Source organism: Amycolatopsis panacis (assembly GCF_003600245.1).
Classification (GTDB): domain Bacteria; phylum Actinomycetota; class Actinomycetes; order Mycobacteriales; family Pseudonocardiaceae; genus Amycolatopsis; species Amycolatopsis sulphurea.
Map to the genome: position 1 here is coordinate 38813 of NZ_QZFV01000079.1, position 26355 is coordinate 65167.

Annotated in this window: 22 protein-coding genes, 2 pseudogenes and 1 riboswitch; of the genes and pseudogenes, 21 read left to right on the forward strand and 3 right to left on the reverse strand. The window is 68.5% G+C overall.

Annotation, left to right across the window (positions count from 1 at the left end; genetic code table 11):
- Nucleotides 1-77: 77 nt before the first annotated feature.
- The 6 genes and pseudogenes from D5S19_RS34320 to D5S19_RS14290 form a co-directional block, all read left to right on the forward strand.
- Nucleotides 78-482, forward strand: a pseudogene (locus D5S19_RS34320) (erythromycin esterase family protein); the annotation flags it as partial.
- Nucleotides 483-561: 79 nt separating this feature from the next.
- Entirely contained in the window at nt 562-1293 is a 732-nt protein-coding gene (locus tag D5S19_RS34325; protein WP_456061910.1) for an erythromycin esterase family protein, read from the forward strand.
- A gap of 198 nt (nt 1294-1491) precedes the next feature.
- Nucleotides 1492-1755: a hypothetical protein gene (locus tag D5S19_RS31680; RefSeq protein WP_147397397.1), complete on the forward strand. Its 264-nt coding sequence runs from the start codon at nt 1492-1494 to the stop codon at nt 1753-1755.
- The gene (locus D5S19_RS14280; RefSeq protein ID WP_233573893.1) at nt 1752-2645 is read left to right on the forward strand and encodes a S8 family peptidase; all 894 of its coding nucleotides are present in this window, start codon (nt 1752-1754) and stop codon (nt 2643-2645) included. Before D5S19_RS31680 ends, D5S19_RS14280 begins: the two co-directional genes overlap by 4 nt.
- 143 nt (nt 2646-2788) lie before the next feature.
- A complete protein-coding gene (locus D5S19_RS14285) occupies nt 2789-6166 on the forward strand; it encodes a pyruvate carboxylase (RefSeq protein WP_120023827.1) in 3378 nt (1125 codons plus the stop codon).
- Between the two features lie 121 nt (nt 6167-6287).
- Entirely contained in the window at nt 6288-7085 is a 798-nt protein-coding gene (locus tag D5S19_RS14290) for an arginase family protein (protein ID WP_120023828.1), read from the forward strand.
- 303 nt (nt 7086-7388) lie between these two features.
- On the opposite strand, the gene D5S19_RS14295 is transcribed toward D5S19_RS14290, so the two are convergent.
- A complete protein-coding gene (locus D5S19_RS14295) occupies nt 7389-8384 on the reverse strand; it encodes an LLM class flavin-dependent oxidoreductase (protein ID WP_199730497.1) in 996 nt (331 codons plus the stop codon).
- Between the two features lie 51 nt (nt 8385-8435).
- Nucleotides 8436-10556 (reverse strand): HelD family protein, encoded by a 2121-nt coding sequence (locus tag D5S19_RS14300; protein WP_120023829.1) that lies wholly within the window; start codon nt 10554-10556, stop codon nt 8436-8438.
- 122 nt (nt 10557-10678) lie between these two features.
- Here D5S19_RS14300 and rsmD point away from each other — a divergent pair, with 122 nt between their 5' ends.
- From rsmD to D5S19_RS14350, 10 genes and pseudogenes are all read left to right on the forward strand, one after another.
- Nucleotides 10679-11245 (forward strand): 16S rRNA (guanine(966)-N(2))-methyltransferase RsmD, encoded by a 567-nt coding sequence (gene rsmD, locus D5S19_RS14305; protein ID WP_199730498.1) that lies wholly within the window; start codon nt 10679-10681, stop codon nt 11243-11245.
- A 52-nt stretch (nt 11246-11297) separates the two neighbouring features.
- Nucleotides 11298-11780 carry a pantetheine-phosphate adenylyltransferase gene (coaD, locus tag D5S19_RS14310; protein ID WP_120023830.1) on the forward strand — a complete coding sequence of 161 codons (483 nt, stop codon included), beginning with the start codon at nt 11298-11300 and terminating at the stop codon, nt 11778-11780.
- A 146-nt stretch (nt 11781-11926) separates the two neighbouring features.
- A pseudogene (locus tag D5S19_RS14315) lies at nt 11927-12370 on the forward strand (ribonuclease domain-containing protein); the annotation flags it as partial.
- A 249-nt stretch (nt 12371-12619) separates the two neighbouring features.
- A complete protein-coding gene (locus D5S19_RS14320) occupies nt 12620-13345 on the forward strand; it encodes a DivIVA domain-containing protein (RefSeq protein WP_098514737.1) in 726 nt (241 codons plus the stop codon).
- Between the two features lie 38 nt (nt 13346-13383).
- On the forward strand, nt 13384-14001 hold the full coding sequence (locus tag D5S19_RS14325; protein ID WP_120023832.1) for a YceD family protein: 618 nt from the start codon (nt 13384-13386) through the stop codon (nt 13999-14001).
- A gap of 74 nt (nt 14002-14075) precedes the next feature.
- Nucleotides 14076-14258: a 50S ribosomal protein L32 gene (gene rpmF / locus D5S19_RS14330; RefSeq protein WP_020661787.1), complete on the forward strand. Its 183-nt coding sequence runs from the start codon at nt 14076-14078 to the stop codon at nt 14256-14258.
- A 13-nt stretch (nt 14259-14271) separates the two neighbouring features.
- On the forward strand, nt 14272-15024 hold the full coding sequence (gene rnc, locus D5S19_RS14335) for a ribonuclease III (protein ID WP_199730499.1): 753 nt from the start codon (nt 14272-14274) through the stop codon (nt 15022-15024).
- Between the two features lie 100 nt (nt 15025-15124).
- The gene (mutM, locus tag D5S19_RS14340) at nt 15125-15988 is read left to right on the forward strand and encodes a bifunctional DNA-formamidopyrimidine glycosylase/DNA-(apurinic or apyrimidinic site) lyase (protein WP_120023852.1); all 864 of its coding nucleotides are present in this window, start codon (nt 15125-15127) and stop codon (nt 15986-15988) included.
- Nucleotides 15989-16107: 119 nt separating this feature from the next.
- The gene (locus tag D5S19_RS14345) at nt 16108-16431 is read left to right on the forward strand and encodes a PadR family transcriptional regulator (protein WP_120023834.1); all 324 of its coding nucleotides are present in this window, start codon (nt 16108-16110) and stop codon (nt 16429-16431) included.
- Nucleotides 16432-16536: 105 nt separating this feature from the next.
- Nucleotides 16537-17784 (forward strand): DUF1700 domain-containing protein, encoded by a 1248-nt coding sequence (locus D5S19_RS14350; RefSeq protein WP_120023835.1) that lies wholly within the window; start codon nt 16537-16539, stop codon nt 17782-17784.
- Nucleotides 17785-18071: 287 nt separating this feature from the next.
- On the opposite strand, the gene D5S19_RS14355 is transcribed toward D5S19_RS14350, so the two are convergent.
- A complete protein-coding gene (locus tag D5S19_RS14355) occupies nt 18072-18593 on the reverse strand; it encodes a general stress protein (RefSeq protein ID WP_120023836.1) in 522 nt (173 codons plus the stop codon).
- Nucleotides 18594-18805: 212 nt separating this feature from the next.
- Between D5S19_RS14355 and D5S19_RS14360 the strand changes: the two genes are divergently transcribed.
- The 5 genes from D5S19_RS14360 to gcvP all read left to right on the forward strand — a co-directional run bounded on the left by D5S19_RS14360 (nt 18806) and on the right by gcvP (nt 26351).
- Nucleotides 18806-20170, forward strand: a complete 1365-nt coding sequence (locus D5S19_RS14360) for a glutamine synthetase family protein (RefSeq protein ID WP_199730500.1) — start codon at nt 18806-18808, stop codon at nt 20168-20170.
- The gene (locus tag D5S19_RS14365; protein WP_120023837.1) at nt 20151-20864 is read left to right on the forward strand and encodes a gamma-glutamyl-gamma-aminobutyrate hydrolase family protein; all 714 of its coding nucleotides are present in this window, start codon (nt 20151-20153) and stop codon (nt 20862-20864) included. Before D5S19_RS14360 ends, D5S19_RS14365 begins: the two co-directional genes overlap by 20 nt.
- A 59-nt stretch (nt 20865-20923) precedes the next feature.
- A complete protein-coding gene (locus tag D5S19_RS14370; RefSeq protein ID WP_120023854.1) occupies nt 20924-22318 on the forward strand; it encodes an aldehyde dehydrogenase family protein in 1395 nt (464 codons plus the stop codon).
- Between the two features lie 31 nt (nt 22319-22349).
- The gene (locus D5S19_RS14375; RefSeq protein ID WP_120023838.1) at nt 22350-23117 is read left to right on the forward strand and encodes a 3-oxoacyl-ACP reductase; all 768 of its coding nucleotides are present in this window, start codon (nt 22350-22352) and stop codon (nt 23115-23117) included.
- Between the two features lie 260 nt (nt 23118-23377).
- Nucleotides 23378-23476, forward strand: a riboswitch (glycine riboswitch).
- A gap of 43 nt (nt 23477-23519) precedes the next feature.
- Nucleotides 23520-26351: an aminomethyl-transferring glycine dehydrogenase gene (gene gcvP / locus D5S19_RS14380; RefSeq protein ID WP_120023855.1), complete on the forward strand. Its 2832-nt coding sequence runs from the start codon at nt 23520-23522 to the stop codon at nt 26349-26351.
- The last annotated feature ends 4 nt before the right edge of the window (nt 26352-26355 follow it).

The window sequence follows — 26355 nt, forward strand, 5'->3', positions numbered from 1 at the left end:
CCGCCGCGTCATGTTCCTGCCAACGTCGTTCTGCCAGGAAATTCGACTGCCAATCCAGTTGCATTAGTGTGCCGAGGATGTCAGCACTCGGAGCCCGTTCGCCGTTTTCCGGCGATGCCACCCCGATCACCGACCTCCTCGGCGACGCACGGATCGTCGCGATCGGCGAGAACAATCACCACATCCGCGAATTCGGTGAGCTTCGGTTCCGGCTGCTCCGCAGTCTCGTCGAGGACCATGGGTTCACCGTGCTCGGCTTCGAATCCGGCTTCGCAGAAGGCGACTCGGTGCAACGATGGTTGCGCGGCGGTCCCGGTGACGTCGCCGAAATCGCTCGGGACGGATTCACCTTCACCCTCGGTGATCAGCCGGAGGTGCACGAGATGCTCACCTGGCTCCGCGCCCGCGGCGGGGTGGACTATGCCGGTCTTGATCTGCCGAGTTCGGCCGGCTCGCCGCTGCCCGCGTTGAATGCCGTGCGGGAATACTTGAAGACGGTGGACCCAGAACTGCTTCCCCCTGGTCGAGGCAGCGATCATCGCTGCCGAACCGTACGCAGGGGTGAGCAGCGCCGTCGCTCCTGGCCGTTACGCGGCCATGGCCGAGCCGGCCCGCGACGCGGCCACAACGGCGCTGACTTCTTTGGCAGCCCATCTCCGCTCACTGGCCCCGGTCCATCGGCAACGGAGCGAACGGAAACTTCAGTCCATTGCCGAACATCACGCAATCGGCGCGCTCCGTATCGACATGTATCTCCGCGAACTGACCGCCATGACTTCCGGGACTGCTCCGTCGCTGCAAGGCTCGTCGCGCGACACCTACATGGCGGCGACCGTGAAGCTCCTGGACGAACTCCACGGCGGCGACAAGAAGATCATCCTGATGACCCATAACGGGCACCTCCAGCGCATGCCCTTCTCTCCGATGCCGAACATGGCCTTCCCGTCGGCCGGTGTCCACCTGGCAGAAGAGTTCGGCGGCGAGTACTTCGCTCTCGGGCTCACCGCCGGCGCCGGGACCACGACTGGCCTCGCGCCCGATGAAGGTGAACGCCTCGGCTTCCGCGTTTTTGAGCAGGAGTTGCCGGCACCCGTCGACGGCAGCGTCGAATCTGCTCTGGCGGGAGCGGGTCCCTGCGTGGTCGATTTGCGGCAACACCGGGCGAACGACGAGCCAGGGCCATCGAGCATCCGGCATGCACACATGTTCACACCCGTTGATGTCGTGCAGGCTTTCGACGCCCTTGTCTATCTACCGACCATGTCAGTCAGCAGCCACGTGCCGCGCCGGTAGCCGTTTTCCGGCAACGGCATCTCAAACCAGCCACACTCCTGCGTCACCACGCAGGAGTTGCCAGTCGCCGCCGAGGGGCGAAGCCCTCGACGAACGCAAGCTTGAACCGGAGGCTCGATCACCTGGCGACTCGGCCTGCTTCACGGCATTCCCACGACGCGCGACTGCACAAAGCACCGCTCACGACAGGGAGCCGTCATGCAGCGTGCCCGATACATCGGCCGGTTGATCACCGATGTCCTCGCCGCCGATAAGTTGCCGATCGGCGGCAACAGCGCGTTCTCACTTCATCACCATCCGCTGGGCAGCAACTCCAGTGTCCCCGCTCGTGCGGCGCAGCCGACCGGCTTCCGGCACGGGACCAGCCCATCGTGTGACGCCGAGTTGCCGCCCGATGGCGACCGGGATACGACCCAGGCATGCGGAACCGAGCGGCGCGTGGTCTTTTTTCGGCAACTATGACGTTTCTGCTGCTCACCGGCGCGCAGACGCCGGCGTGGGCGGCGGGCGGGACCCAAGGCAATCCGCCGAGCTGGGCGCTCGACCGGATCGATCAGCGAAGCGGGCTCGACCAGAAGTACCACTACGATTCGGACGCCGCGGAGGTCACCGTCTACGTGATCGACAGCGGCGTGGACGCCAAACACCCCGATCTGCAGGGCCGTGTCCTGCCGGGCAAGGATTTTCTCGGCCAGGGCACGGACACCTCGGACACCAACGGTCACGGCACCCGGGTCGCCGGGATCGTCGCCGGTCGCACCTATGGGGTCGCCAAGGCTGCGCAGATCTTTCCCGTCCGGGTACTGGACAAGGACGGCGGTGGCTCCACGGACACCATCATCGCGGGTCTGGACTGGGTCGCGAAGAACGCGCACCAGCCGGCAGTCGCCGTGCTCGGCATCGGTGGCGTGCCCAATGATCAGCTCGACAAGGCGGTCGGCGGCCTCGCTGCGGTGATGCCGATCGTCGTCCCGGCCGGGGAAGGCAGCGCCGACGCGGCGCAGACTTCGCCCGCCAGGGTCGCCGACGCGCTCACCGTCGGGGCCAGTGACGTCCAGGATCAAGTCGCGAGCTTTTCCAACTTCGGCACATCGATCGATCTGTACGCGCCCGGTGTCGACGTTCCCGCGCCACTCGCCGGATCGTCCGCCTCCGGCACGATGTCCGGTACTTCGATGGCCGCCGCGGTGGCAACCGGAGCCGCCGCGATCTACCGGGCGGAGCACCCGGACGCTTCGCCTTCCTCGGTCAACGCGGGGCTGGTCCAAGCGGCGACGCCGAATCTGCTCAAGAACGTTCCTTCCGGAACAGCGAACCGGCTTTTGTGCACGCTGCCTCCAGCCGGCGCGTGACTGTTGCGCGACGGCCCGTGGCGCACGCATCATGCACGCAGGTCGGTGTGCATGATGTCCATCACTTGGACGGCAGCTCCCGGACAGCGGGAAAAACCGGGTAACGTGCCTACGGTACCGATCCGCAACGGGAAGGGCCGGGCATGTTCCGCAAGGTGCTGGTGGCCAACCGCGGGGAGATCGCCATCCGGGCGTTCCGCGCAGGCTACGAACTGGGCGCGGGCACGGTCGCCGTGTTTCCGCACGAGGACCGTAACTCACTGCATCGGCTGAAGGCCGACGAGGCCTACGAGATCGGCGAACCGGGGCACCCGGTCCGTGCCTACCTCTCGGTCGAGGAGATCGTTACCGCCGCCAAGAAGGCCGGCGCCGATGCGGTCTACCCGGGTTACGGCTTCCTGTCGGAGAATCCCGACCTCGCCCGCGCTTGCGAAGAAGCGGGCATCACCTTCGTCGGTCCGTCGGCGGACATCCTCGAACTGACCGGGAACAAGGCTCGCGCCGTGAAGGCCGCCCGCGAGGCCGGTGTTCCGGTCCTCGGCTCCTCGCAGCCGTCGAGCGACATCGACGAGCTGGTCGGCGCGGCCGACGAGCTCGGCTTCCCGGTGTTCGTGAAGGCGGTCGCCGGCGGTGGCGGGCGTGGGATGCGGCGGGTCGAGGACCCGGCGCTGCTGCGCGAGTCCATCGAGGCCGCCGCCCGCGAGGCCGAATCGGCTTTCGGCGATCCGACGGTGTTCCTGGAGAAGGCCGTGGTCGAACCGCGGCACATCGAGGTGCAGATCCTTGCCGACGGCGAGGGCAACGTGATTCACCTCTTCGAGCGCGATTGTTCGGTCCAGCGTCGCCACCAGAAGGTGGTCGAGCTGGCCCCCGCGCCGAATCTCGACCCCGAGCTGCGGGACCGCATCTGTGCCGACGCGGTGCGGTTCGCCCGCCAGATCGGCTATCGCAACGCCGGCACCGTCGAGTTCCTGCTCGACCGCAAGGGCAACCACGTCTTCATCGAGATGAACCCGCGCATCCAGGTCGAGCACACGGTGACCGAAGAGGTCACCGACGTCGATCTTGTGCAGTCCCAGCTGCGCATCGCCGCCGGGGAGACCCTCGACGACCTCGGTCTCTCGCAGGACCGGATCTACCTCCGCGGCGCCGCGCTCCAGTGCCGCATCACCACCGAGGATCCGGCGAACGGTTTCCGCCCGGACACCGGCATGATCAGCGCCTATCGTTCCCCGGGCGGCTCCGGTATCCGGCTCGATGGCGGAACCGCCTTCTCCGGCACGGAAATCAGTGCCCACTTCGACTCGCTTCTGGTGAAACTCACCTGCCGCGGCCGTGATTTCCGCACCGCCGTCGGCCGGGCCCGCCGTGCCGTCGCCGAGTTCCGCATCCGTGGCGTGGCTACGAACATCCCGTTCCTGCAGGCGGTGCTCGACGACCCGGACTTCCGCGAAGGCCGCGTGACCACGTCGTTCATCGAGGAACGGCCGCATCTGCTCACCGCGCGACATTCCGCCGACCGAGGTACGCGGCTGCTGACCTACCTCGCCGACCAGACGGTGAACCGTCCCCACGGCGAACGCCCGCGTACCCCTGACGCCGCGACCAAACTGCCGAAGCTGCCCGCCGACCTGACCCTGCCGGACGGCTCCAAGCAGAAGCTCACCGAACTGGGCCCGGACGGTTTCGCGCGCTGGCTGAGGGAATCGTCCCTGCTCGGCGTCACCGACACGACCTTCCGCGACGCCCATCAGTCGCTGCTGGCGACCCGCGTCCGCACGAAGGACCTGCTCGCCGTGGCGCCGGTCGTCGCCGCGACCGTGCCGCAACTGCTCTCCCTCGAATGCTGGGGCGGCGCGACCTACGACGTCGCATTGCGCTTCCTGGCCGAAGATCCGTGGGAACGCCTGGAACGGCTGCGCAAGGCCGTGCCGAACATCTGCCTCCAGATGCTCCTGCGCGGTCGCAACACCGTCGGCTACACGCCTTACCCGACCGAGGTCACCACGGCCTTCGTCGAGGAGGCGACCGCGACCGGGATCGACATCTTCCGTATCTTCGACGCGCTCAACGACGTCGAGCAGATGCGCCCGGCCATCGAGGCGGTCCGCGAAACCGGCACCGCCGTCGCCGAGGTCGCCCTCTGCTACACCTCCGATCTGTCCGATCCGAACGAAAAGCTCTATACCCTCGACTACTACCTCAAGCTGGCCGAGCAGATCGTCGGCGCCGGCGCGCACGTCCTCGCCATCAAGGACATGGCGGGCCTGCTCCGCGCTCCCGCCGCAGCCCGGCTTGTGACCGCGCTGCGCAAGGAATTCGACCTGCCGGTACACCTGCACACGCACGACACCGCGGGTGGCCAGCTGGCCACCTACCTGTCCGCGATCCAGGCCGGCGTGGACGCGGTCGACGGCGCCGTGTCGTCCATGGCAGGCACCACCTCGCAGCCTTCGCTCGGCTCCATCGTCGCGGCCACCGACCATTCGGCGCACAGCACCGGCCTCGACCTGCAGGCGATCGGCGACCTCGAGCCCTACTGGGAGAGCGTGCGCAAGATCTACGCGCCGTTCGAGGCCGGCCTCGCTTCGCCCACCGGCCGCGTGTACCACCACGAAATCCCCGGTGGTCAGCTGTCGAACCTGCGCACTCAGGCCATTGCGCTCGGGCTCGGTGACCGCTTCGAGGACATCGAGGCGATGTACGCCGCGGCGGACCGGATCCTCGGCCACCTGGTGAAGGTGACGCCGTCGTCCAAAGTGGTCGGCGACCTCGCCCTGCACCTCGTCGGCGCCGGGGTCTCCCCGGCCGACTTCGAAGCCGAGCCGAACCGGTTCGACATCCCCGATTCGGTGATCGGCTTCCTGCGCGGTGAACTCGGCGACCCGCCGGGCGGCTGGCCGGAACCGTTCCGCACCAAAGCACTCGAAGGCCGATCGGCCGCGAAGCCGGTGGCGGAACTGTCCGAAGAGGACCACAAGGAGCTGACCGACGACCGGCGCGGCGCGCTGAACCGGCTACTGTTCCCCGGGCCCGCCAAGGAGTTCCTGACCCATCGTGAGGCCTACGGCGACACCAGTGTGTTGCCCAGCAAGGACTTCTTCTACGGGCTGCGGCCGGGCGAAGAGTACTCGGTCGACCTCGAACCCGGTGTCCGGCTGCTCATCGAGCTGGAAGCCATCGGCGAAGCCGACGAACGCGGCATGCGGACCGTCATGTCCACGCTCAACGGCCAGCTCCGGCCGATCCAGATCCGGGACCGGTCGATCGCCTCGGACATTCCGGCCACCGAGAAGGCCGACAAGGGCAACCCGAAGCAGATCGCCGCGCCGTTCGCCGGCGTGGTGACGCTGCAGGTGGCCGAAGGCGACCAGGTGGCGGCCGGCGCGACCGTGGCGACGATCGAGGCGATGAAGATGGAAGCGTCGATCACCGCTTCGGTGGCGGGCAAGGTCGGTCGGCTGGCTATCACCTCCGTTCAGCAGGTCGAGGGCGGGGACCTCCTCATCGTGCTCGAATAGCACCCCGCCGCGCCAGTTTTATCGGTAGTGATGGGCCCTTTCGCTCCGGAATGGAGCGAAAGGGCCCATCACTACATTTTGGGCTCGCCTTGACGGTGGTGGGCGCGCTAGCGTCGATCGCATGCTGATCAACGCGGTGCCGCAGTGGCAGGGTGCGATCGGTCCCCGTGCCCGGGGCCTGATCGACGGTTGTCTCGCGCTTTCCGAGTTGGCCGGGCACGTGCTCGGCCGGCCGGTGCACCATGTTCGCCAGGATCCCGCGCCGTCCGGCGTCGTGGCAGGGATCGCCAATCGGACCTCGCTCACCGGCCCGAACAGGCAATCCCACCTGGCCGCTCTCGAAGCACGGGAAGGCCCGGTGCTGACCATCGGCGGCGATTGCGGAGTGGAACTGATCCCGGTCAGCGTCGCCCGGTTCCGCTACGGATCCGGGCTGGGCATCGCGTGGTTCGATGCGCACGCGGATCTGAACACCGCGGATTCGTCGCCCTCGGGCGCATTCCACGGCATGGTGCTGCGTTCGTTGTTCGGTGAGGGCGACGAGGAGTTCGCCGCCGATCCCGCGCTCGTTCCGGGCCGGGTGGTGCTGTCGGGCACCCGTGTCCTCGATCCCGCGGAAGAACAAGCCATCGCCGCCGGGCTCGCCGTGCAGGACGACGACGTCGCCGGCGCGCTGCGCTCGGCCGGCGCCGACCAGGTCTACCTGCACCTGGATCTGGACGTCCTCGACCCGGCTGAATTCGGCGGGCTGAACTGTCCGGAGCCGGGCGGCCACACGATCGGCGAACTGGTCGAAGCGATCGACGAACTGTCCGGAATGGACGTCGTCGGCGCCGGTATCACCGAATGCGCGAGTGCGGAAGTCGGCACTCTGGAACCGATTCTGGCCGCGGTGGGGAGGGTGCTGACGAAGAGCTGATTCCTGCGCTTCTTCGCGCCGAGGCCGGCCTTTCCAGGTCTCGTCCGGCAAGCGAACCGGGGAACTGCACGGGCAGAAGGAGGTGCGCCCGCGCCGTGTGGAAAATGGTTCGCAGAACGGCGAAAACCGCGCCGGTCGGACGTGTACGGGGTCCCTGCTTCCTGGGACCGACCATTGGCGCCGAGCTGCACAACACGAGTGGCAGAACACCAGCGGCAGAGCACGCACCGCAGAGCACGAGCGGCGGCCCCGCCCCCTGGCGGGACCACCGCACGTCCTGGCCGGGCCAGGCGGAAACGGGCGTCAGTTCTTGAGGTCCGCGATGATCTCGTAGGATCGCACGCGGTCCTGATGCCCGTGGACCATGGTGGTGACCATCAGCTCGTTCGCATCCGTATCGGTGAGCAGCTGCTCCAAGCCCTTCCGCACGGTTTCCGGCGAACCGATGATGCCCGAGCCGAAGCGCTGTGCGAGGAACGCGCGGTCCATGTCCGTGTACGGGTACTCCGCCGCCTCTTCCGGTGTGGGCAGCGCGATCGGGCGCCCACTGCGCAGGCTCAGGAAGGTGAGGCCGCTCGGGCCCGCGAGGAACTCCGCGCGCTCGTCGGTTTCCGCGGCGACCACGGAGACGCCGAGCATCACGTACGGCTCCGAAAGAACCTCAGACGGACGGAAGTTCTCTCGGTACAGCTTCACGGCAGGCAGCGTGTTCTCGGCGGCGAAGTGGTGCGCGAAGGAGAACGGTAGCCCCAGCCGTCCGGCAAGCTGCGCGCTGAAGCCGGACGAGCCGAGCAGCCACACCGGCGGCTTGTTCCCCTCGGCGGTCACGGCGTTGACGCCGCGCGCCGCATCGTGTTCGAAGTAGCTGATCAGCTCCATCAGCTGCTCGGGGAAGTTGTCCGCGGACAGCCCACCGGGTCCACGCAGGGCGAGCGCCGTACGCTGGTCGGTCCCCGGCGCGCGGCCGAGACCCAGGTCGATGCGGCCCGGGTGGAACGCCTCCAACGTGCCGAACTGCTCGGCGACGATGAGCGGCGCGTGGTTGGGCAGCATGATGCCGCCGGAGCCGACGCGAATGGTCTCCGTGGCATCGGCCACATGCCCGATCAGCACCACTGTGGCCGAGCTGGCGATGCCCGGCATGTTGTGGTGTTCGGCAAGCCAGTAGCGGTGATAGCCGAGCCGTTCGGCGTGCCGGGCGAGGTCGAGCGTGTTGCGCAGCGCGTCGCCGACCCCGCTCCCCTCCGAGACAGGGGACAGGTCGAGTACGGACAGCGGGACGTCAGGCAGCGAAGTCACGTATAGCAGTAACGCGCGGGACTGCGATTCCCTTCCCGCGCGAAGGTGCGTTCAGCGCTGTGGGAGCCAATCGGGGTCCGAAGCGAGCACGATCAGGTGCTGCGTGGCGCGCGTCAACGCGACGTACAGCACCCGGCGTCCGGTCGAGGACTCGGTGACCAGGTCCATCGGCTCCATCAGTACGACCGCGTCGTACTCCAGGCCCTTCGAGTCGAGACTGCCGACGACCTTCAGGCGTTCGTCGGTCTGCCCGTCCAGCCAGCTGCCCACCTCTTCGACGCGGTCCATCGCGGTGATCACGCCCACGGTGCCCTCGACGGTGTCGAGCAACTCCTTCACCGCCGCCTGCGTGGCGGTGGCCATCGCGGAGGCTTCGACCGGCCGTACTTCGGGCACGATGCCGGTGGTGCGCACCGCGACAGGCAGCTCGTCCGCCTGTGCGTGCCCGGTGACCACCTTCGCGGCGAGGTCGAAGATCTCCGCCGAGTTGCGGTAGTTCGTGCGCAGTGTGAAGCGGCGCCGGGTGGTCTTCACCCCGAAGGCATGGTCCCTCGCCTGCGCCGCTTCGGCCGGATCCGGCCACGAACTCTGCACCGGGTCGCCCACCACGGTCCAGCTCGCGTACTTGCCGCGACGGCCGACCATCCGCCACTGCATCGGCGACAAGTCCTGCGATTCGTCCACGACTACATGCGAGTACTCGTCGTAGTGCTCCGGACGGTGCGGCGCGCCACCGCCGACGCGGTCCGGCGCGACCTCGACCACGGTCTGCCTGCGGCGCCGCTTCGGCTCCGGACCGACCAGTACGCGCAACTCGTCGAGCAAGGCCACGTCGGCCACCGACCAGCCGCGCGAGCGGTCCGCGAAGTCGGCCGCCAGCAGGCTGATCTCGGCCCGGCTCAGCACGCTCTTCGCGGCCGAGGCGAGCCGTTTCTCGTCGCCGAGCCATTTCAGCACCTGCGCGGGGTACAGCACCGGCCACCACACGACCAGGAAGCGGTGGAAGTCGATCCGCTCGCCCAGGTCGTTGATCAGCTCCGCGCGGTCGATCTCCTTGCCGTCCGCCTTCGCGTACTCCTCGGCCTTGTCCGCGAGCGCGCCCAGCAGCAGCTCGGCCACCCGTACGCGGGAACGGTTCGGCGGCGCGCCTTGCGTGTGCGCCTTGCGTCGCACCTTCTCCAGCTCACGTCCGGCGAGTTTGAGTACCTCGCCGCGGTAAACGACGCGTAGCTCAGCGGGTGCCTCCGGGGGTGTGTCCCGCAGCGCGCGCAGCAGCACCTTTCGTATCCGCAGCGAACCCTTGATCGCTGCCAGCGTGGAGGTGTCCTGCCGGGTGGCTTCAAGGCCGTCGAGTACTTCGCCGAGCGCGCGCAACTCCACGTTCGTCTCGCCCATCGACGGCAGCACGCGCGAGATGTATGTGGTGAAAACGCCGGACGGCCCGATCACCAGTACGCCGGCGCCACCAAGCTGACGTCGGTGGCGGTACAGCAGGTACGCGGCGCGGTGCAGCGCGACGGCGGTCTTGCCGGTCCCCGGGCCGCCGGTGATCTCCGTGACGCCCCGCCACGGCGCGCGGATGACCTCGTCCTGTTCCTTCTGGATCGTGGCCACGATGTCGCGCATCTTCTCGCCGCGAGCGCGGCCGAGCGCGGCCATCAGCGCGCCTTCGCCGACGATCTGCATCTCTTCGGGGACTTCGTCGGCGATCAGCACGTCGTCGTCCACGTCGAGCACGTTCTGGCCGGAGCAGCGGATCACGCGGCGGCGTACCACGTCCATCGGCTCTTCGGCGGTGGCCTGGTAGAAGGCCGCGGCCGCGGGCGCGCGCCAGTCGGTGACGAGGTTGTCGAACTCGGTGTCGCGGATGCCCAGCCGGCCCACGTAGATCCGCTCGTGGTCACGGTGATCGAGACGGCCGAACACCAGGCCCTCGTACTCCGCGTCGAGCGTCTGCAGGGTCTGGTTGGCGTGGTAGACCATCATGTCCCGCTCGAAGAGCATGGACGCCTGCTCGAAGATCGCCTCGCGCTGTGCACCCTGCCCGAGCTCGTACCCTTTGGCCCGCATCGCTTCGGCCTGGACGCGCAGCTCGGCCAGCCGCGTGTAGACCCGGTCGACGTGGGCCTGCTCGACGGCGATCTCCGCCCGTCTCACCCGCGGTTCCGACACGCAACGCTCCTAAACAGCTCGGTCGCCTCTGGAGGGCGAAGGAAGACTTTACGCGCCCACGTGTGAGTGCTTCAGCAAGTACTGCCGAAAGACACATCACAGGACTCGGCGAAGATGGCGAGGTGACGAGGATCGTGGCGGGTAGCGCAGGGGGTCGGCGGCTGAAAGTGCCGCCGAGGGGTACGCGCCCCACCTCCGAGCGGGTGCGCGAAGCGCTCTTCAACGCCCTTGAAGTAGCTGGTGAGCTGGACGGCGCACGGGTGCTCGACCTGTACGCCGGGTCCGGCGCGCTCGGTCTCGAAGCGCTCTCGCGCGGCGCTGCGGAGGCGTGGTTCGTCGAGGCCGACCGTCGGGCTGTCGACGTGCTTCGCGGCAACGTCGCGGATCTACGGCTCGGTGGCACCGTCCGTGCCGGGCAGGTGGAGGCGGTGGTCGCGGGGCCGGCGACGGTGGAGTTCGACCTCGTCCTGGCCGACCCGCCGTACGCAGTCGACGCAGCAGCGCTCGGCGTGGTGCTCACCGCGCTCCACCACAACGGCTGGCTTGCCGACGGTGGGCTTGCGGTGATCGAGCGCGCGTCGCGCGACGGAGCGCCGGCGTGGCCCGACGCCTTCGTACCGACGCGCGACAAGCGGTACGGCGACACGGCGCTCTATTGGGCTGAGTACCACCGCTCATCGACGGTGTGACGCAGCCGTCACGAGATGCACGTGGACCGTCGCGGCTTGGTAGCGTCCGCGCATGCGTCGCGCGGTATGTCCCGGTTCCTATGATCCGGCCACCAACGGGCACCTCGACATCATCGAGAGGGCCTCGGCCCTCTTCGACGAAGTCGTGGTCGCGGTGGGGGTGAACAAGAGCAAGAAGGGCCTCTTCAGCGTCGAAGAACGCATGGAGATGCTGCGGGAGATCACCGCGAAGCTGCCCAACGTACGCGTCGATTCGTGGCACGGCCTCTTGGTGGACTACTGCCGCGACAACGACATCGCAGCCGTGGCGAAGGGCCTGAGGTCGGTGAGCGACTTCGACTACGAGCTGCAGATGGCCCAGATGAACCGGGAACTGACCGGGCTGGAAACGCTGCTGATGGCGAACAACCCCGCGTACGGCTTCGTGTCCAGCTCACTGGTCAAGGAGATCGCGGCGCTCGGCGGCGACATCGAGAAGCTCGTGCCGCCGGTGGTGTACGAGCGGCTGACCGCGGCGTTCGCGAAGAAGGACTGAAACGCCCGCTCTGCGCATTGTCGCGGACGTCGCCGTACGCGGGTTAGCCTGAACGGACTCCTACCTTCGTCGGGACTTCGCGCGTCGCCGGACGCTGTTCATCTCACGGCATCCTCGCGACTATAGCCGCGGGTTACGGTCCGAAAATGACCAACCATCGATCGCGTATAGCCGGTGTCCTGTTCACATTGCTGGTCGCGTTCCTGGGGTTCGGTTCGGCCGCGGAGGCCGCACCGCTCGCCCCGGTCGCCGTACCCGCGGTGCAGGCCTCTCCGGCGCAGAACTCCTGTGGTGACCTCTCCGGGTTCAAGCACGTGGCGCTGTCCTCGCTGCCCGCCCAGGCCACCGACACCTACCAGCTGATCCTCAAGGGCGGGCCTTACCCGTACCCCAAGAACGACGGGGTTGTGTTCACCAATCGCGAAGGCATCCTGCCGTCCTGCGCTTCGAGCTACTACCACGAGTACACGGTGCCCACGCCGGGCGCGAGCAACCGCGGCACCCGCCGGATCGTGACCGGCGAGGGCGGCGAGTACTTCTACACCGGTGACCACTACGCCTCCTTCCAGGCGATCGACATCGACGGTGGCGGCAAGGCGGCTGCGTGATCTCCGGCAAGGGGGGTGGGCTCGCCTGCACCCCGTACGGCTACGTCGCCTTCGAGAAGCTCGACGGCACCGCCTGACCTGCGTACGGCCGGTGCCGTCGCGCCCGCGGCGGGACGGCACCGGTCACCCGGGACAAGGACACGCCCGATCGAGTGTGCGTTCACCGGTTCAGGCTGCGAAGCGGGCAGACTGGACCACAGCGAACGGGGATATCTGCTTGAGGGAGTGGCCGTGTACCGGGTTTTCGAGGCGCTCGACGAGCTCGTCACGATCGTCGAAGAGGCCCGCGGGGTGCCCATGACGTCCAGCTGTGTGGTGCCCCGGGGCGATGTCCTCGAGCTGCTCGACGACGTGCGCGACGCGTTCCCCGGCGAAGTGGACGACGCGCAGGACGTGCTCGACAAGCGCGACGACCTGCTGCACGCCGCGCGCAAGGAGGCCGGTGAGACCGTCGCCGGCGCGAACGAAGAGGCCGAGCGCACCGTTTCCGACGCGACGTCGGAAGCGGAGCAGATTCTCGCCGACGCCCGTGCCCGTGCCGAGCAGATGCTCGCCGACGCGCACAACGAAGCCGAGCGCATGGTGGCCGGCGGGCAGGCCGAGTACCAGAACCTCACCGAGCGCTCCCGCGCCGAATCCGAGCGGATGATCCAGGCCGGCCGCGACGCCTACGACCGTGCGATCGAGGACGGCCGCGCGGAGCAGGCCCGGCTCGTTTCGCAGACCGAGGTCGTCCAGGCCGCGCACGCCGAGTCCGCGCGCATCGTGGACGAGGCACACGCCGAAGCCGACCGTCAGCGCGTCGACTGCGACGCCTACGTGGACGGCAAGCTGGCCGAGTTCTCCGAACTGCTCGCGACCACGCTGCGTACCGTCGATTCCGGCCGCAACCACCTGCGCGCCCCCGGCAACGTCGGTGGCGGCTCGCGCCCGACGCTGTACGACTATCAGGTCTGAGGTCGTCCGCGCAGGCGCCCTGCGTACTCTTGGGCGTGATGTCCGAGAACCCTGATCGCACCCCCCGCCCTGCGCAGCTCGACGACCGCAGCCCGTGGGTGATCGACACCCGTGAGCTCGGCCGGCACGCGGGGCTGAGCCGTGAGCTTCGCCGTTCCGCGCCGGTCGAGACCGCGCTGGGCGTGCCCGGCGTGCTCGAGATCCCCGCCGGCACCCCGGTCGAGCTGGACCTGCTGCTCGAATCCGTGGTCGAAGGCGTGCTGGTGAGCGGCACCGCGCGAGCCGCCGCGACCGGCGAGTGCTCCCGCTGCCTCGACCCGGTGACCGAGGACGTCGAGGTGGAGCTGACCGAGCTGTTCGCCTACCCCGGCTCGGCGACCGAGGAGACCACCGACGAGGACGAGATCCCCCGGCTGGTCGACGACCGGGTCGACCTCGAGCCGACGGTGCGCGATGCGGTCGTGCTGGCGCTGCCGCTGGCCCCGCTGTGCCGCGAGGACTGCGCCGGGCTGTGCTCGGAGTGCGGCGTCAAGTGGGCCGATCTCGAGCCCGGACACGGGCATGAGAAGATAGACCCTCGGTGGGCCGCGCTCGTCGATCGTATCGACGAGAACGCGGGCGGAAAGCCTGCGCACGGCTCCGGAGAGCAAGCCTGACGAGCGTCCAGCTCGATCCGGGAGAAGTCAGTTCGCTCGCGAGCGCGAGCAGACCGTTTGAAGGAGATCTACTCGTGGCCGTCCCGAAGCGGAAGATGTCGCGATCCAACACGCGCTCCCGCCGCAGCCAGTGGAAGGCGGCTCCGGTTCAGCTGGTGCCCTGCTCCAACCGCGCCTGCCGGCAGCCCAAGCTCCAGCACATCGCGTGCCCCGCGTGCGGCCAGCACAACGGCCGCCAGGTCGTCGAACCCGCCTGACGGGCAGGCCGCCATGGGGGGTAAGCCCGTCGGAGGACCGGCGCCGGATCCCGCACCCTTGCTCGAGGCGCTCGGGGCCGTACTCGACCCCGAGCTGCTTCGCCTGTCGCTGACCCATCGCTCGTACGCGTACGAGAACGGTGGGCTGCCGCCGAACGAGCGGCTGGAGTTTCTCGGCGACGCGGTGCTCGGCCTGGTCGTGACCGATCATCTCTACACCACCCATCCCGATCTGCCCGAGGGGCAGCTCGCGAAACTGCGGGCCAGCGTGGTCAACATGCACGCGCTGGCCGGGGTCGCGCGAGGACTCGGCGAGGGTGGGCTCGGTGCGCACCTGCTGCTCGGCAAGGGCGAGGAACTCACCGGCGGACGGGACAAGGCGAGCATTCTCGCCGACGGTCTCGAAGCCGTGATCGGTGCGGTCTACCTCGCGCACGGCATCGAGATCGCGCGCAAGCTCGTGCACCACTTGTTCGACGGCCTGCTGGCCGAGGCTCCGCTGCGGGGTGCCGGTCTCGACTGGAAGACCAGCCTGCAGGAGCTGACCGCCTCCGCGGGGCTCGGCGTGCCCGAGTACCGCGTCGAGGACACCGGGCCGGACCACCGCAAGGAGTTCACCGCCACGGTGTACGTCGGCGGCCGCCCACTCGGCGGGGGTGCCGGCACCACGAAGAAGGAAGCCGAGCAGAAGGCGGCCGAGACCGCCTGGCGCGCGCTGTCCGAAGAACTCGGCACCGGTGACGAGGACACCTCCATCGAAAGCTGAGAGATCTCTGCGAACGGGGCCTGCCGGCTGTGCGCCGGCAGGCCCCGTTTTCTGTGCCCGGGCGCCGGAACCGCCGGCCGGGACCGGCAGAATGCACGACATGCCCGAACTCCCCGAGGTCGAGACCGTCCGTACCGGTTTGCAGGCGCATGTGGCCGGTCGCACCGTTTCCTCGGTCGAGGTGCGGCATGAGCGCGCCATCCGCAGGCACGTCCTCGGCGCGGCCGATTTCACCGGACGGCTGGCCGGGGTGACGATCGCCGCCGCGCGGCGGCGGGGCAAGTACTTGTGGCTGGAGCTGTCCCACGGCGAGGCGGTGCTCGCGCATCTGGGCATGAGCGGCCAGATGCTGGTGCAGCCCGGCGAGGTGCCGGACGAGAAGCACCTGCGGGTGCGGGTCCGGTTCGCCGACGACGGACCGGAGTTGCGGTTCGTCGACCAGCGCACGTTCGGCGGGCTGGCGCTCGACGACCTCGTCGAGGTCGAGGGGGAGACGCTCCCGGGCACCATCGCGCACATCGCCCGCGATCCGATGGATCCACGGTTCGACCCGGTCGCCGCGGTGCGCGCGCTCCGTTCCCGCCGGACCGAGATCAAGCGAGCGCTGCTGGATCAGACGCTGGTTTCCGGGATCGGCAACATCTACGCGGACGAAGCCCTGTGGCGGGCGAAGCTGCACGGCACCCGGTCAACGGATCGGCTCACCGCGGTGCAGGGCCGCGCCGTGCTCGAAGCCGCCACCGACGTGATGTCGGCGGCGCTCAAGGCCGGCGGAACCTCCTTCGATGCGTTGTACGTCAACGTGAATGGGCAGTCCGGGTACTTCGAACGTTCTCTCGCCGCGTATGGCCAGGAAGGCCTGCCGTGCGACCGGTGTGGCACGGCGATCCGCCGGGAGCCGTTCATGAACCGGTCGTCGTACTTCTGCCCGAAGTGCCAGCGGAAACCTGGCAGCCGCCGCTGACTGCAGCGCGGTCCGGGGGACGTGCGATGTCCCCGCCGCTGCTCTGCCTCTTGGCCTAACGCCGTGCGCACTACTTCGTTATGCGTGGTACCGTTCCCCGCGTCAGACCGGGAGGTGTCGTGGAGATCAGTCAGCTGCTCAAGGGAGTGCTGGACCTGGCTGTGCTGGCAGTGCTGCGCGACGACGACGGCTACGGCTACGACGTGCTTCGAAGACTTCGTGTCGCCGGCTTGGAGGAGGTTGGCGACGCATCCGTGTACGGCACGCTGCGGCGGCTGTACAAGGCGGGGCTGCTGACGTCGTACGTCGTGCCGAGTGAAGAAGGCCCGCATCGCAAGTACTACAGCTTGAACGAGCCGGGGCGGCGACGGCTCACCGAATCGGTGAGTACGTGGCGGAGCTTCGCTTCGGCAATGGAACAACTGCTCAAGGAGGCGAAATGAGCGCGCAGCCGTGGCAGTTCGCTCGTGTCGCAGATCGGGTGGGAAGCCCTTCGCGGCATCGGGCACTGCCGGTCGTGAAGCGGGGAAGACACGGGGAGGCGCAGGATGAGTACTGAAAAGCCCACTGCCATGCGGGTGTACCTGGCCAGGGTCCGCACCGCGCTCGGCGATCTGCCCGAGGCGGAGATCGAGGAGGTCCTCGAGGACGTCCGGCCGCATCTGGCCGAGATAGAGGCGGAGCTGGGTGCGTCGGCGCAGGTCGAAGCGCTCGTCGAGCGGCTCGGCACACCGGAGAGCTACGCGGCCGAGCTGCGGGTGGCTGGCGGATATCCGCCCGCGCCGAAGGATGCGGAGGTGGCCACCCAGGTGCCGGAGAAGGCGCCCGCCGGGTTGCTGGCGCCGCGGATCGCCTTGTGGGGCATGGCGCTCGTCGCGGTGGGGCTGGCGCTGATGGCCTTCTCCGCGGCGGTGCATATCGATCCGGATGCGCTGTTCGGGCTGCTCCTGCTGGCGCCGGTGTTCGTGGCAAGCCTGTGGGCGTTGCTGCGCCGCGGGATCCAGCCGGTGCTGGAGCTGCCGGAAGTGATCGGCTTGCGGAACGCGCTGCGGAAGTGGCGGGAAGGCAGCGGGGAACGTGCGGCCGGCTACCTCCGGTCGTTGAAACCGGCGTGGTGGGTGATCTGCGCGGTGGTGCTCGTACTGTTCGGCCTGCTGCTCATGGTGCGGCACACCACCGCTGCCGCGCTGCTGCCGTTCCTGGTCGTGGCTGCGGCCGCGGTTGTATGGGCCGGTCCTCGCGCTCTGGAGGACCGCCGGTTGATGTGGCTCGTGGTACCGGTTTCGGCGTTCGTGGTCGGCGGGATCGTCGGCGGCTTCGGAGCGGCGGTCTCCCGGATCTCCCCGAACAACGGCGCGTACTACTCGGATGCCACGTCCTACGCCGCGTCGAGGACAGACAACTACGGCAACCAGCAGCTGCGCTTCGGCGACGAAGAGCTGCGGAACGTGTACGCGTTCGACGCGTCGGGTAAGCCGCTTGAGAACGTCTACTTGTACGACGACCAGGGCCGTCCGCTCGCGATCACCCGCTACGGCTGCGAGCAGGACACCGGCACCACTATGCGGCGCGACGCCGACAACCGCTTCCCACGGCCGAAGATTGTCGAAGGTGTGCAGGACAGCCGCGGCAACGTGAACGGCTACAACAGCACCAGGGCTTACTGCCGGGAGGAGAGCGGAGTTCCGTTTGTGGCAGCGATCCCCAAGCCGCCGACGAGCACACCGCCGCAGAGTGGTCCGGAGACGTCGAGCACTCCGGCACCGCCGACCCAACCTGCGCCGCCGACGAGGTAGCGCCCCGTGGTGGCCGGGGGAGCAGCGTCGGGGCTGCTTCCCCGGTTCCTCCGCTTACTTGGTTATCGGGCGATTCCGGGGGAATGTCGATCCGTTCATCAGTCGGCGGGTCACTGGTGGCGGGCTTGCCGCAGAGGGCGAGTACTGCGCATCGGCCAGGGACGGGCAGACCGGGGCGCGCGCGGTCGGCCTGAGAGTGAGTCACGGGCGCCGGGGTCCGCAGGTGGTTACCCCGGCGCGCGCTGGTCAGGTGCGTGAGGGCTCAGCGAGGCTCGGTGTGTGAAGGCTCAATGCGTGAAGGCCGAGCGGGCGGCGAGGTCGGCCAGCAGCTGGCGGCCGCGTTCGGCGTTGCGGGGCTGGGAGAGCACGTCATAGCGCTGGGCGACCAGCTGGCTCTGCGAGACGAAGCCGCGCTTGTTGCGGTTGGCCGCGTAGCCCAGCGCGCCGAACAGCAGGTTGAACGCGATGCCCGCGACGAGGCCGAGCACGATCGGCAGCAGCCCGGCGCCCGGGTTGAGCATGCTCAGCACCAGCCCGAGGAACAGGCCGAACACCGCGCCGGACACGGCCGCGCTACCGAGCATCTTGCCCCAGCTCATCCGGCCGGCGATGCGTTCCACCAGCATTGGCTGGATGCCGACGATGGTCACGTCGGTGACCGGGAAATCGGCGCCGGCGAGGTGGTCGACCGCCTGCTGTGCCTGCTCGTAGGACTCGTAGGACCCGATCGGCCACCCGGTGGGCAGCGTCGGGAACTGCGGCCGCGCGGGCTGCTGGCTGAACGTGGTCTGTGTGAATGCTTCAGTCATCCCTCTCACCTCTCTTGCCGGGTCCAACGTACGAGACGGCCGGTTTGGTCCCGGAACGGGCCGATTCACAGATTTTTCTCAGCCGGGCATCCCGGACAGAGCAGGCACCCGTGAATGGGTCTGGAACATACCTTTGCTCGGATTGACCGCCCGCGCACCGGCCGGTAGGAAGAACCCGCAAAGGATCCCATCCGAACCTTTGGGACGGTGTGATGGCAGGCAGGCGAGGGTTGCTCACGCTGGACGCGCTCCGGGACCGGGTGGCCGCGGGCACGATCGACACGGTGCTCGTCGCGATCACCGACATGCAGGGCCGGCTTCAGGGCAAGCGCTGTTCGGCCGAGTACTTCCTCGCCGAGGTCGTCGACCACGCCACCGAAGCGTGCAATTACCTGCTGGCCGTCGACGTCGACATGAACACGGTGGACGGCTACGAGATCTCCTCCTGGGAGCGCGGCTACGGCGACTTCGTGCTGCGTCCGGACTTCAGCACGCTTCGCGAGATCCCGTGGCACGAGGGCACCGCACTGGTGCTCGCGGACGTCGAGAGGGTGCAGGGCGGCCCCGTGTCGGTGTCGCCGCGGCAGGTCCTGCGTCGTCAGCTCGACCGGCTCGCGGAGCGTGGTCTGGTCGCGTACGCGGGCACGGAGCTGGAATTCATCGTCTTCGACGACTCGTACGAGAGCGCCTGGGACAAGCGCTACCACGGCCTGAAGCCGGCCAACCAGTACAACGTGGACTACTCGATGCTGGGTACTGCGCGCATCGAGCCGCTGCTACGCCGCATCCGCAACGACATGGCCGGCGCCGGCCTGTACCCCGAGTCGGCCAAAGGCGAGTGCAACCCGGGTCAGCAGGAGATCGCATTTCGCTACACCGAGGCGCTGGCGACTTGCGACAACCACAGCGTCTACAAGAACGGTGCGAAGGAGATCGCCGCGCAGGAGGGCAAGAGCCTTACCTTTATGGCGAAGTACAACGAGCGCGAGGGAAACTCCTGCCACATCCATCTCAGCCTTCGCTCGGAGTCCGGTGAAGCGGTGCTGTCCGGAGCCGGCGCGCACGGCTTCTCGCCGTTGATGGAGCACTTTCTCGCCGGACAGCTGGCTGCGTTGCGCGAGCTGACGTACTTCTTCGCGCCGAACATCAACTCCTACAAGCGCTTCGTACGCGGGAGCTTCGCGCCGACGGCGATTGCGTGGGGCACGGACAACCGCACTTGCGCGCTTCGCGTCGTCGGGCACGGCGAGTCGTTGCGCGTGGAGAACCGTGTGCCGGGCGGGGACGTGAACCCGTACCTCGCCGTCGCCGCGCTCGTCGCAGCGGGGCTTCACGGGATCGAGAACGAACTTCAGCTGGAGCCCGAGTTCACCGGCAACGCGTACGCGTCTGGGAACCCCGTTGTGCCGACAACGCTTTCGGAGGCCGCTGTCGCACTCGACGGGAGCCGTATCGCGCGGGACGCCTTCGGTGACGACGTGATCGACCATTACCTCAACGCCGCGCGCGTGGAGTTGGAAGCTTTCGAAAGCGCCGTGACGGACTGGGAGCGCATCCGTGGTTTCGAACGCCTCTGAGGCGCCTGTCATCGGTCTTACGACTTACTCGGAGCCTGCGAAGTTCGCCGTCTGGGATACCGAAGCCACCTTGCTGCATCGCGTTTACGCCGAGTGCGTTGTGGCCGCCGGTGGCATCCCGGTGTTGCTGCCGCCGGTGTCCACTGCGTACGAGCAGCTGGTCGCACGCGTCGACGGTCTTGTGCTTACTGGCGGCGCAGACGTCGACCCCGGCCGTTATGGGCAGCAGCCGCATCCGTCGACGTACATCCGTCCCGAGCGCGATGCCTTTGAGACTGGGCTGTTCGCTGCGGCCCGTGCGTTGGGGAAGCCTGTTCTGGGTGTGTGCCGGGGGTTGCAGGTGATCAACGTCGCCTTGGGCGGTACGTTGTCGCAGCATCTTCCGGAGTCTCTTGGCAGCGCAGCGCACCAACCCGCGCGAGCGACCTTCGGCACGAACACCGTCGCCCTGAAAACCGGTACACGGGTTGCCGCGATTCTCGGCGCCGAGACGAAGGTGCGGTGTTACCACCATCAGGGCATCGACCGGCTTGGCGACGGGCTGATCGCTACCGGGCATGCAGCGGACGGCGTCATCGAGGCGGCCGAGCTGCCCGACGGCTTCGTGCTTGGCGTGCAGTGGCATCCGGAACAGGACATCGATGACGTACGGCTGTTCGCCGCACTGGTGAACGCCACGGGGGAGGGCAGATGACGGTCGCATCGTGCATATCGGAACAGATGATTCCGGCATCTGGTTCGGGAAGGTGAATGATGGCAGCAGCTGATGTCGTTTCTGCGGGTGGGAACGCGGTTTTTGAGGTTCGCAACCCGGCGACCGAGGAGGTCGTGCGGCAGGTCGCGCTCACCGGCGCCGAGGAGACGGATGCGGCGATCGGTCGTGCGCAGGCCGCGTTTCCGGCGTGGCGGGCGGTGGCTCCGGGGGACCGGGCCCGGCTGTTGCGGCGGTTCGCGGCTGCGGTGGATGCCGATCGGGAGAATCTGGCGCGGCTGGAAGTGCTGAACTCCGGGCACACGATCGGCAACGCCCGCTGGGAGGCGGGCAATGTCCGCGATGTGCTGGAGTACTACGCCGGAGCGCCGGAACGGTTGCTGGGACAGCAGATCCCGGTGCCCGGCGGGGTGAACGTGACCTTCCACGAGCCGCTCGGGGTGGTCGGCGTGATCGTGCCGTGGAACTTCCCGATGCCGATCGCGGGATGGGGGTTCGCGCCGGCGCTGGCGGCGGGCAACACGGTGGTGCTCAAGCCCGCCGAGCTGACCCCGCTGACCGCGATGCGGCTGGCCGAGCTGGCGCGGGAAGCGGGTATCCCGGACGACGTCTTCCAGGTGTTGCCGGGCAAGGGATCCGTTGTGGGGCAGCGATTCGTGACGCATCCGGCGGTGCGGAAGGTGGTGTTCACCGGGTCCACCGAGGTCGGCAAGCAGATCATGGCGGGCTGCGCGGCGCAGGTGAAGCGGGTGACGCTGGAGCTGGGTGGCAAGAACGCCAATGTGGTGTTCGACGACGCGGATCTGGAGAAGGCTGCGGCGACCGCGCCGTACGGGGTATTCGACAACGCTGGACAGGACTGCTGCGCGCGTTCGCTGATCCTTGTACAGAACAGTGTGTACGACCGGTTCATGGAGCTGCTTGAGCCCGCCGTACGCGGCGTCGTGGTGGGTGATCCGGGTGCCGAGGCGACCGAGATGGGGCCGCTGATCTCCGCGGCGCACCACGCGAAGGTGTCCTCGTACGTCGGCGACAGTGCGCCGGTGGCGTTTCGCGGCAGTGCGCCGGAGGGGCCGGGCTATTGGTTCGCGCCCACCGTCGTGACGCCTTCAGGGCTGTCCGACCCCCTCGCGCGCGATGAGATCTTCGGGCCGGTTGTCGCGGTGCTGCGGTTCGGCGACGAGGACGAAGCGGTGCGTATGGCCAACGCCACGGAGTACGGCCTGTCCGGCTCGATCTGGACCCGCGACGTCGGTCGCGCATTCCGCGTGGCGCGTGGAGTGGAGGCGGGCAACCTGTCGGTCAACTCGCACTCCTCGGTGCGCTACTGGACCCCGTTCGGTGGCTTCAAGCAGTCCGGGCTGGGTCGTGAGCTGGGCCCGGACGCCGCCGCGGCGTTCACCGAGACCAAGAACGTTTTCCTGAGCACTTCCTGAGTACCTCCTGAGTCAGAAAGGGCATGACCCGATGGTGCAGCGTTTCGAGAACCGCGTCGCGGTGATCACCGGCGGGGCGAGCGGAATCGGCCTGGCCACCGCCCGGCGCCTGGCGAGTGAAGGGGCGAAGGTGGTGATCGCCGACCTAGCCGCGGAACCGGGCAAGGCCGCGGCCGACGAGGTGGGCGGCCGGTTCGTGGCCACCGACGTGACCGACGCCGAACAGGTCGACGCGCTGTTTCAGGCCACCGTGGACGAGTTCGGCTCGGTCGACGTGGCGTTCAACAACGCGGGCATCTCGCCGCCCGAGGACGACTCCATCCTGACCACCGGCATCGACGCGTGGGAGAAGGTGCAGCGTGTCAATCTCACCTCGGTGTACCTGTGTTGCAAGGCGGCGCTGCCGCACATGCAGCGTCAGGGCAAGGGCTCGATCGTGAACACTGCCTCGTTCGTCGCGGTGATGGGTGCGGCGACGTCGCAGATCTCCTACACCGCGTCGAAGGGCGGCGTGCTCGCGATGACGCGTGAGCTGGGGGTGCAGTTCGCGCGGGAGAACATTCGGGTCAATGCGCTGTGCCCGGGGCCGGTGAACACGCCGTTGCTGAAGGAGCTCTTCGCGAAGGATCCGGAACGCGCGGCGCGGCGGCTGGTGCACGTGCCGCTCGGGCGGTTCGCGGAGCCCGACGAGATCGCGGCCGCGGTGGCGTTCCTCGCCAGTGACGACGCGAGCTTCATCACCGCTTCGCAGTTCCTCGTGGACGGAGGCATCGCCGGCGCGTACGTCACCCCGCTCTGATCCGAAGGCTGTGAAGGGACCCTTCACAGCCGCTGATTCCGTGAGGGGTCCCTTCACGGAACGTTCCTCTCACGGGCCGAGTGTGGCGTAGCCCGGATGAGCTGGACTGCCCTGTGAAGCAGCGGCTAGAGTGACCGGACAACGCAATATCGGGCCGTTCGAGCCGGAGCGGGAGAGTCCCCGGGGCAGCAGTGCTGTCGAAGGGGGCACCGAAGGAGCAAACTCCCCGGAATCTCTCAGGTACCCACTACCGCTTTCGGCGAGGCCACTCTGGAAAGAAGGCGCACCCGCGCCTCACCCAAGGTGAAAGCCGTGCCAGCGCGGTGAAACTCTCAGGTGCCCGTGACAGAGGGGGAGTTCCCAGCGCACCGCTGCGCCCGGTGCCCGTCCCGAGGAGCTCCCATCACCTCCACCTCCTTCGACACCCGCCACATCGGCCCCGGCGAGGCCGAGCGGGCGAAGATGCTCGCCGAATGCGGTTACGGAAGCCTGGACGCGCTCGTCGAGGCGGCGGTGCCCTCGGCCATCCGCGTCACCCGTGACCTGGACCTGCCGTCGGCCGCGTCCGAGGAGGAGGCCACCGCCGAGTTGCGTGCGCTCGCCGCGCGTAACCGGCCGATGACGCAGATGATCGGTCTCGGCTACTACGACACGGTCACGCCCGGCGTCGTCCGCCGCAATGTGCTGGAGAACCCGGCCTGGTACACCGCGTACACGCCGTACCAGCCGGAGATCTCGCAGGGCCGGCTCGAAGCGCTGCTGAACTTCCAGACGATGGTCTCCGACCTCACCGGGCTGGCCACGGCGAACGCGTCGCTGCTGGACGAGTCGACCGCCGTTGCCGAGGCGGTCACGCTGATGCGCCGGGCGTCGAAGGCGAAGTCCAACGTGGTCGTCCTCGACGCGGAGTGCCTGCCACAGACCATTGCTGTCGTTCATACGCGGGCCGAGGCGCTGGGCATCGAGGTGCAGGTGCGAGACCTGCTGACCGGCTTGCCCGAGGAGTTCTTCGGCGTTGTCACGCAGTACCCGGGCGCTTCCGGAGTGTTGCGTGGGCGGGGCTTCTACGAGGCGGTCTCCGAAGCGGCGAAGGCGGCCGGCGCGCTGTACACGGTCGCTGCGGACCTGCTGGCGCTCACGCTGGTCGCAGCGCCCGGCGAGTTCGGCGCAGACGTCGCGGTGGGCTCGACGCAGCGCTTCGGCGTGCCGCTCGGCTACGGCGGCCCGCACGCGGGGTACATCGCCGTACGGTCCGGTTTGGAGCGCTCGCTGCCCGGCCGGCTCGTCGGGGTCTCGGTGGATGCCGATGGCAACCCGGCATACCGGCTCGCGTTGCAGACTCGTGAGCAGCACATTCGCCGGGAGAAGGCGACGTCGAACATCTGCACCGCGCAGGTGCTGCCCGCGGTACTGGCCGCGATGTACACGGTCTACCACGGTCCGGACGGGCTGAAGTCCATCGCTGAGCGCGTACACGAGCTGGCTGCCGGTTTCGCGAACGCGTTGCGTGCCGGTGGAGTCGAGGTCGTGCACGAGACGTTCTTCGACACCGTCGTTGCGCGCGTGCCCGGCCGCGCGGCCGACGTACACGCTGCTGCCCGCGAAGCGGGGATCAACCTCGGTCACATCGATGCCGACCACGTACGCGTCGCTTGTGACGAGGTGACCCGACCCGAAACGCTGGCGAAGGTGCTTCGCGCGTTCGGCGTGGACAGCGCGCAGGAAGCGGCGAAGGCGCTGCCGAGCGGTCTCGTCCGCCGCAGCGGTTTCATGACGCACGAGGTGTTCAGCACGCACCGTTCGGAGACGTCGATGCTGCGCTACCTGCGTCGCCTCGCCGACCAGGACTTCGCGCTGGACCGGGGGATGATCCCGCTCGGCTCGTGCACGATGAAGCTCAACGCCACCACCGAGATGGAGCCGATCAGCTGGCGCGAGTTCGCCGGCATCCACCCGTTCGCCCCGGCCGGGGACGCCGCGGGTTACCACGAGCTGGTCCGGCAGCTGTCCGGCTGGCTCGCCGAGGTCACCGGCTACGACGAGGTCTCGCTGCAGCCGAACGCGGGCAGCCAGGGTGAGCTGGCGGGGCTGCTGGCCATCCGCGGTTACCACCGTGCGAACGGGCAGCCGGAGCGCGACGTGTGCCTGATCCCGTCGTCCGCGCACGGCACGAACGCCGCTTCCGCGGTGCTCGCCGGGATGCGCGTGGTCGTGGTCAAGTGCACCGCCGAGGGCAACGTGGACCTCGACGACCTGCAGGCCAAAGTGGACACCCACCGGGACACGCTGGCCGCGATCATGGTCACGTACCCGTCCACGCACGGGGTGTACGAGCACGGTATCGAGCGGCTGGCGAAGATCGTGCACGACGGCGGTGGCCAGGTGTACGTGGACGGAGCGAACCTGAACGCGTTGCTGGGCCTGGCGAAGCCGGGCGAGTTCGGCGGCGACGTCTCCCACCTCAACCTGCACAAGACGTTCTGCATCCCGCACGGCGGTGGCGGCCCGGGCGTCGGCCCGGTCGCGGTGCGCGCGCACCTCGCGCCGCACCTGCCCAACCACCCGCTGCTCGCCGAGGCGGGGCCGGAGACCGGCGTCGGCCCGATCAGCGGCGCGCCCTACGGCTCGGCCTCGATCCTGCCGATCTCCTGGGCGTACGTACGAATGATGGGCGCCAAGGGCCTGACCGCGGCGACCGAGGTCGCGGTGCTGGCGGCCAACTACGTCGCCGCGCGGCTCTCGCCGCACTACCCGGTGCTCTACACCGGCCAGGACGGCCTGGTCGCGCACGAGTGCATTCTCGACCTGCGCGGGATCACCAAGGAGACCGGCGTGACCGTCGACGACGTCGCGAAGCGCCTGATCGACTACGGCTTCCACGCGCCCACCATGTCCTTCCCCGTGGCCGGGACGCTGATGGTCGAGCCGACCGAGAGCGAGGACCTGGCCGAGATCGACCGGTTCTGCGCGGCGATGATCGCCATCCGGCACGAGATCGACGAGGTCGCGGCCGGCCGGTGGACCGCGGAGACGAGCCCGCTGCGCGGCGCCCCGCACACCGCGGCGGCGCTGGCCGGCGCATGGACCGCGGACTACGACCGGGAACTCGCCGTATACCCCTCCGGGGTGTCCCGCCGGACGAAGTACTGGCCGCCGGTGCGCCGGATCGACGGTGCCCGCGGGGACCGTAACCTCGTCTGCTCCTGCCCGCCCCTCAACTCCTACGAAGGCTGAGTTC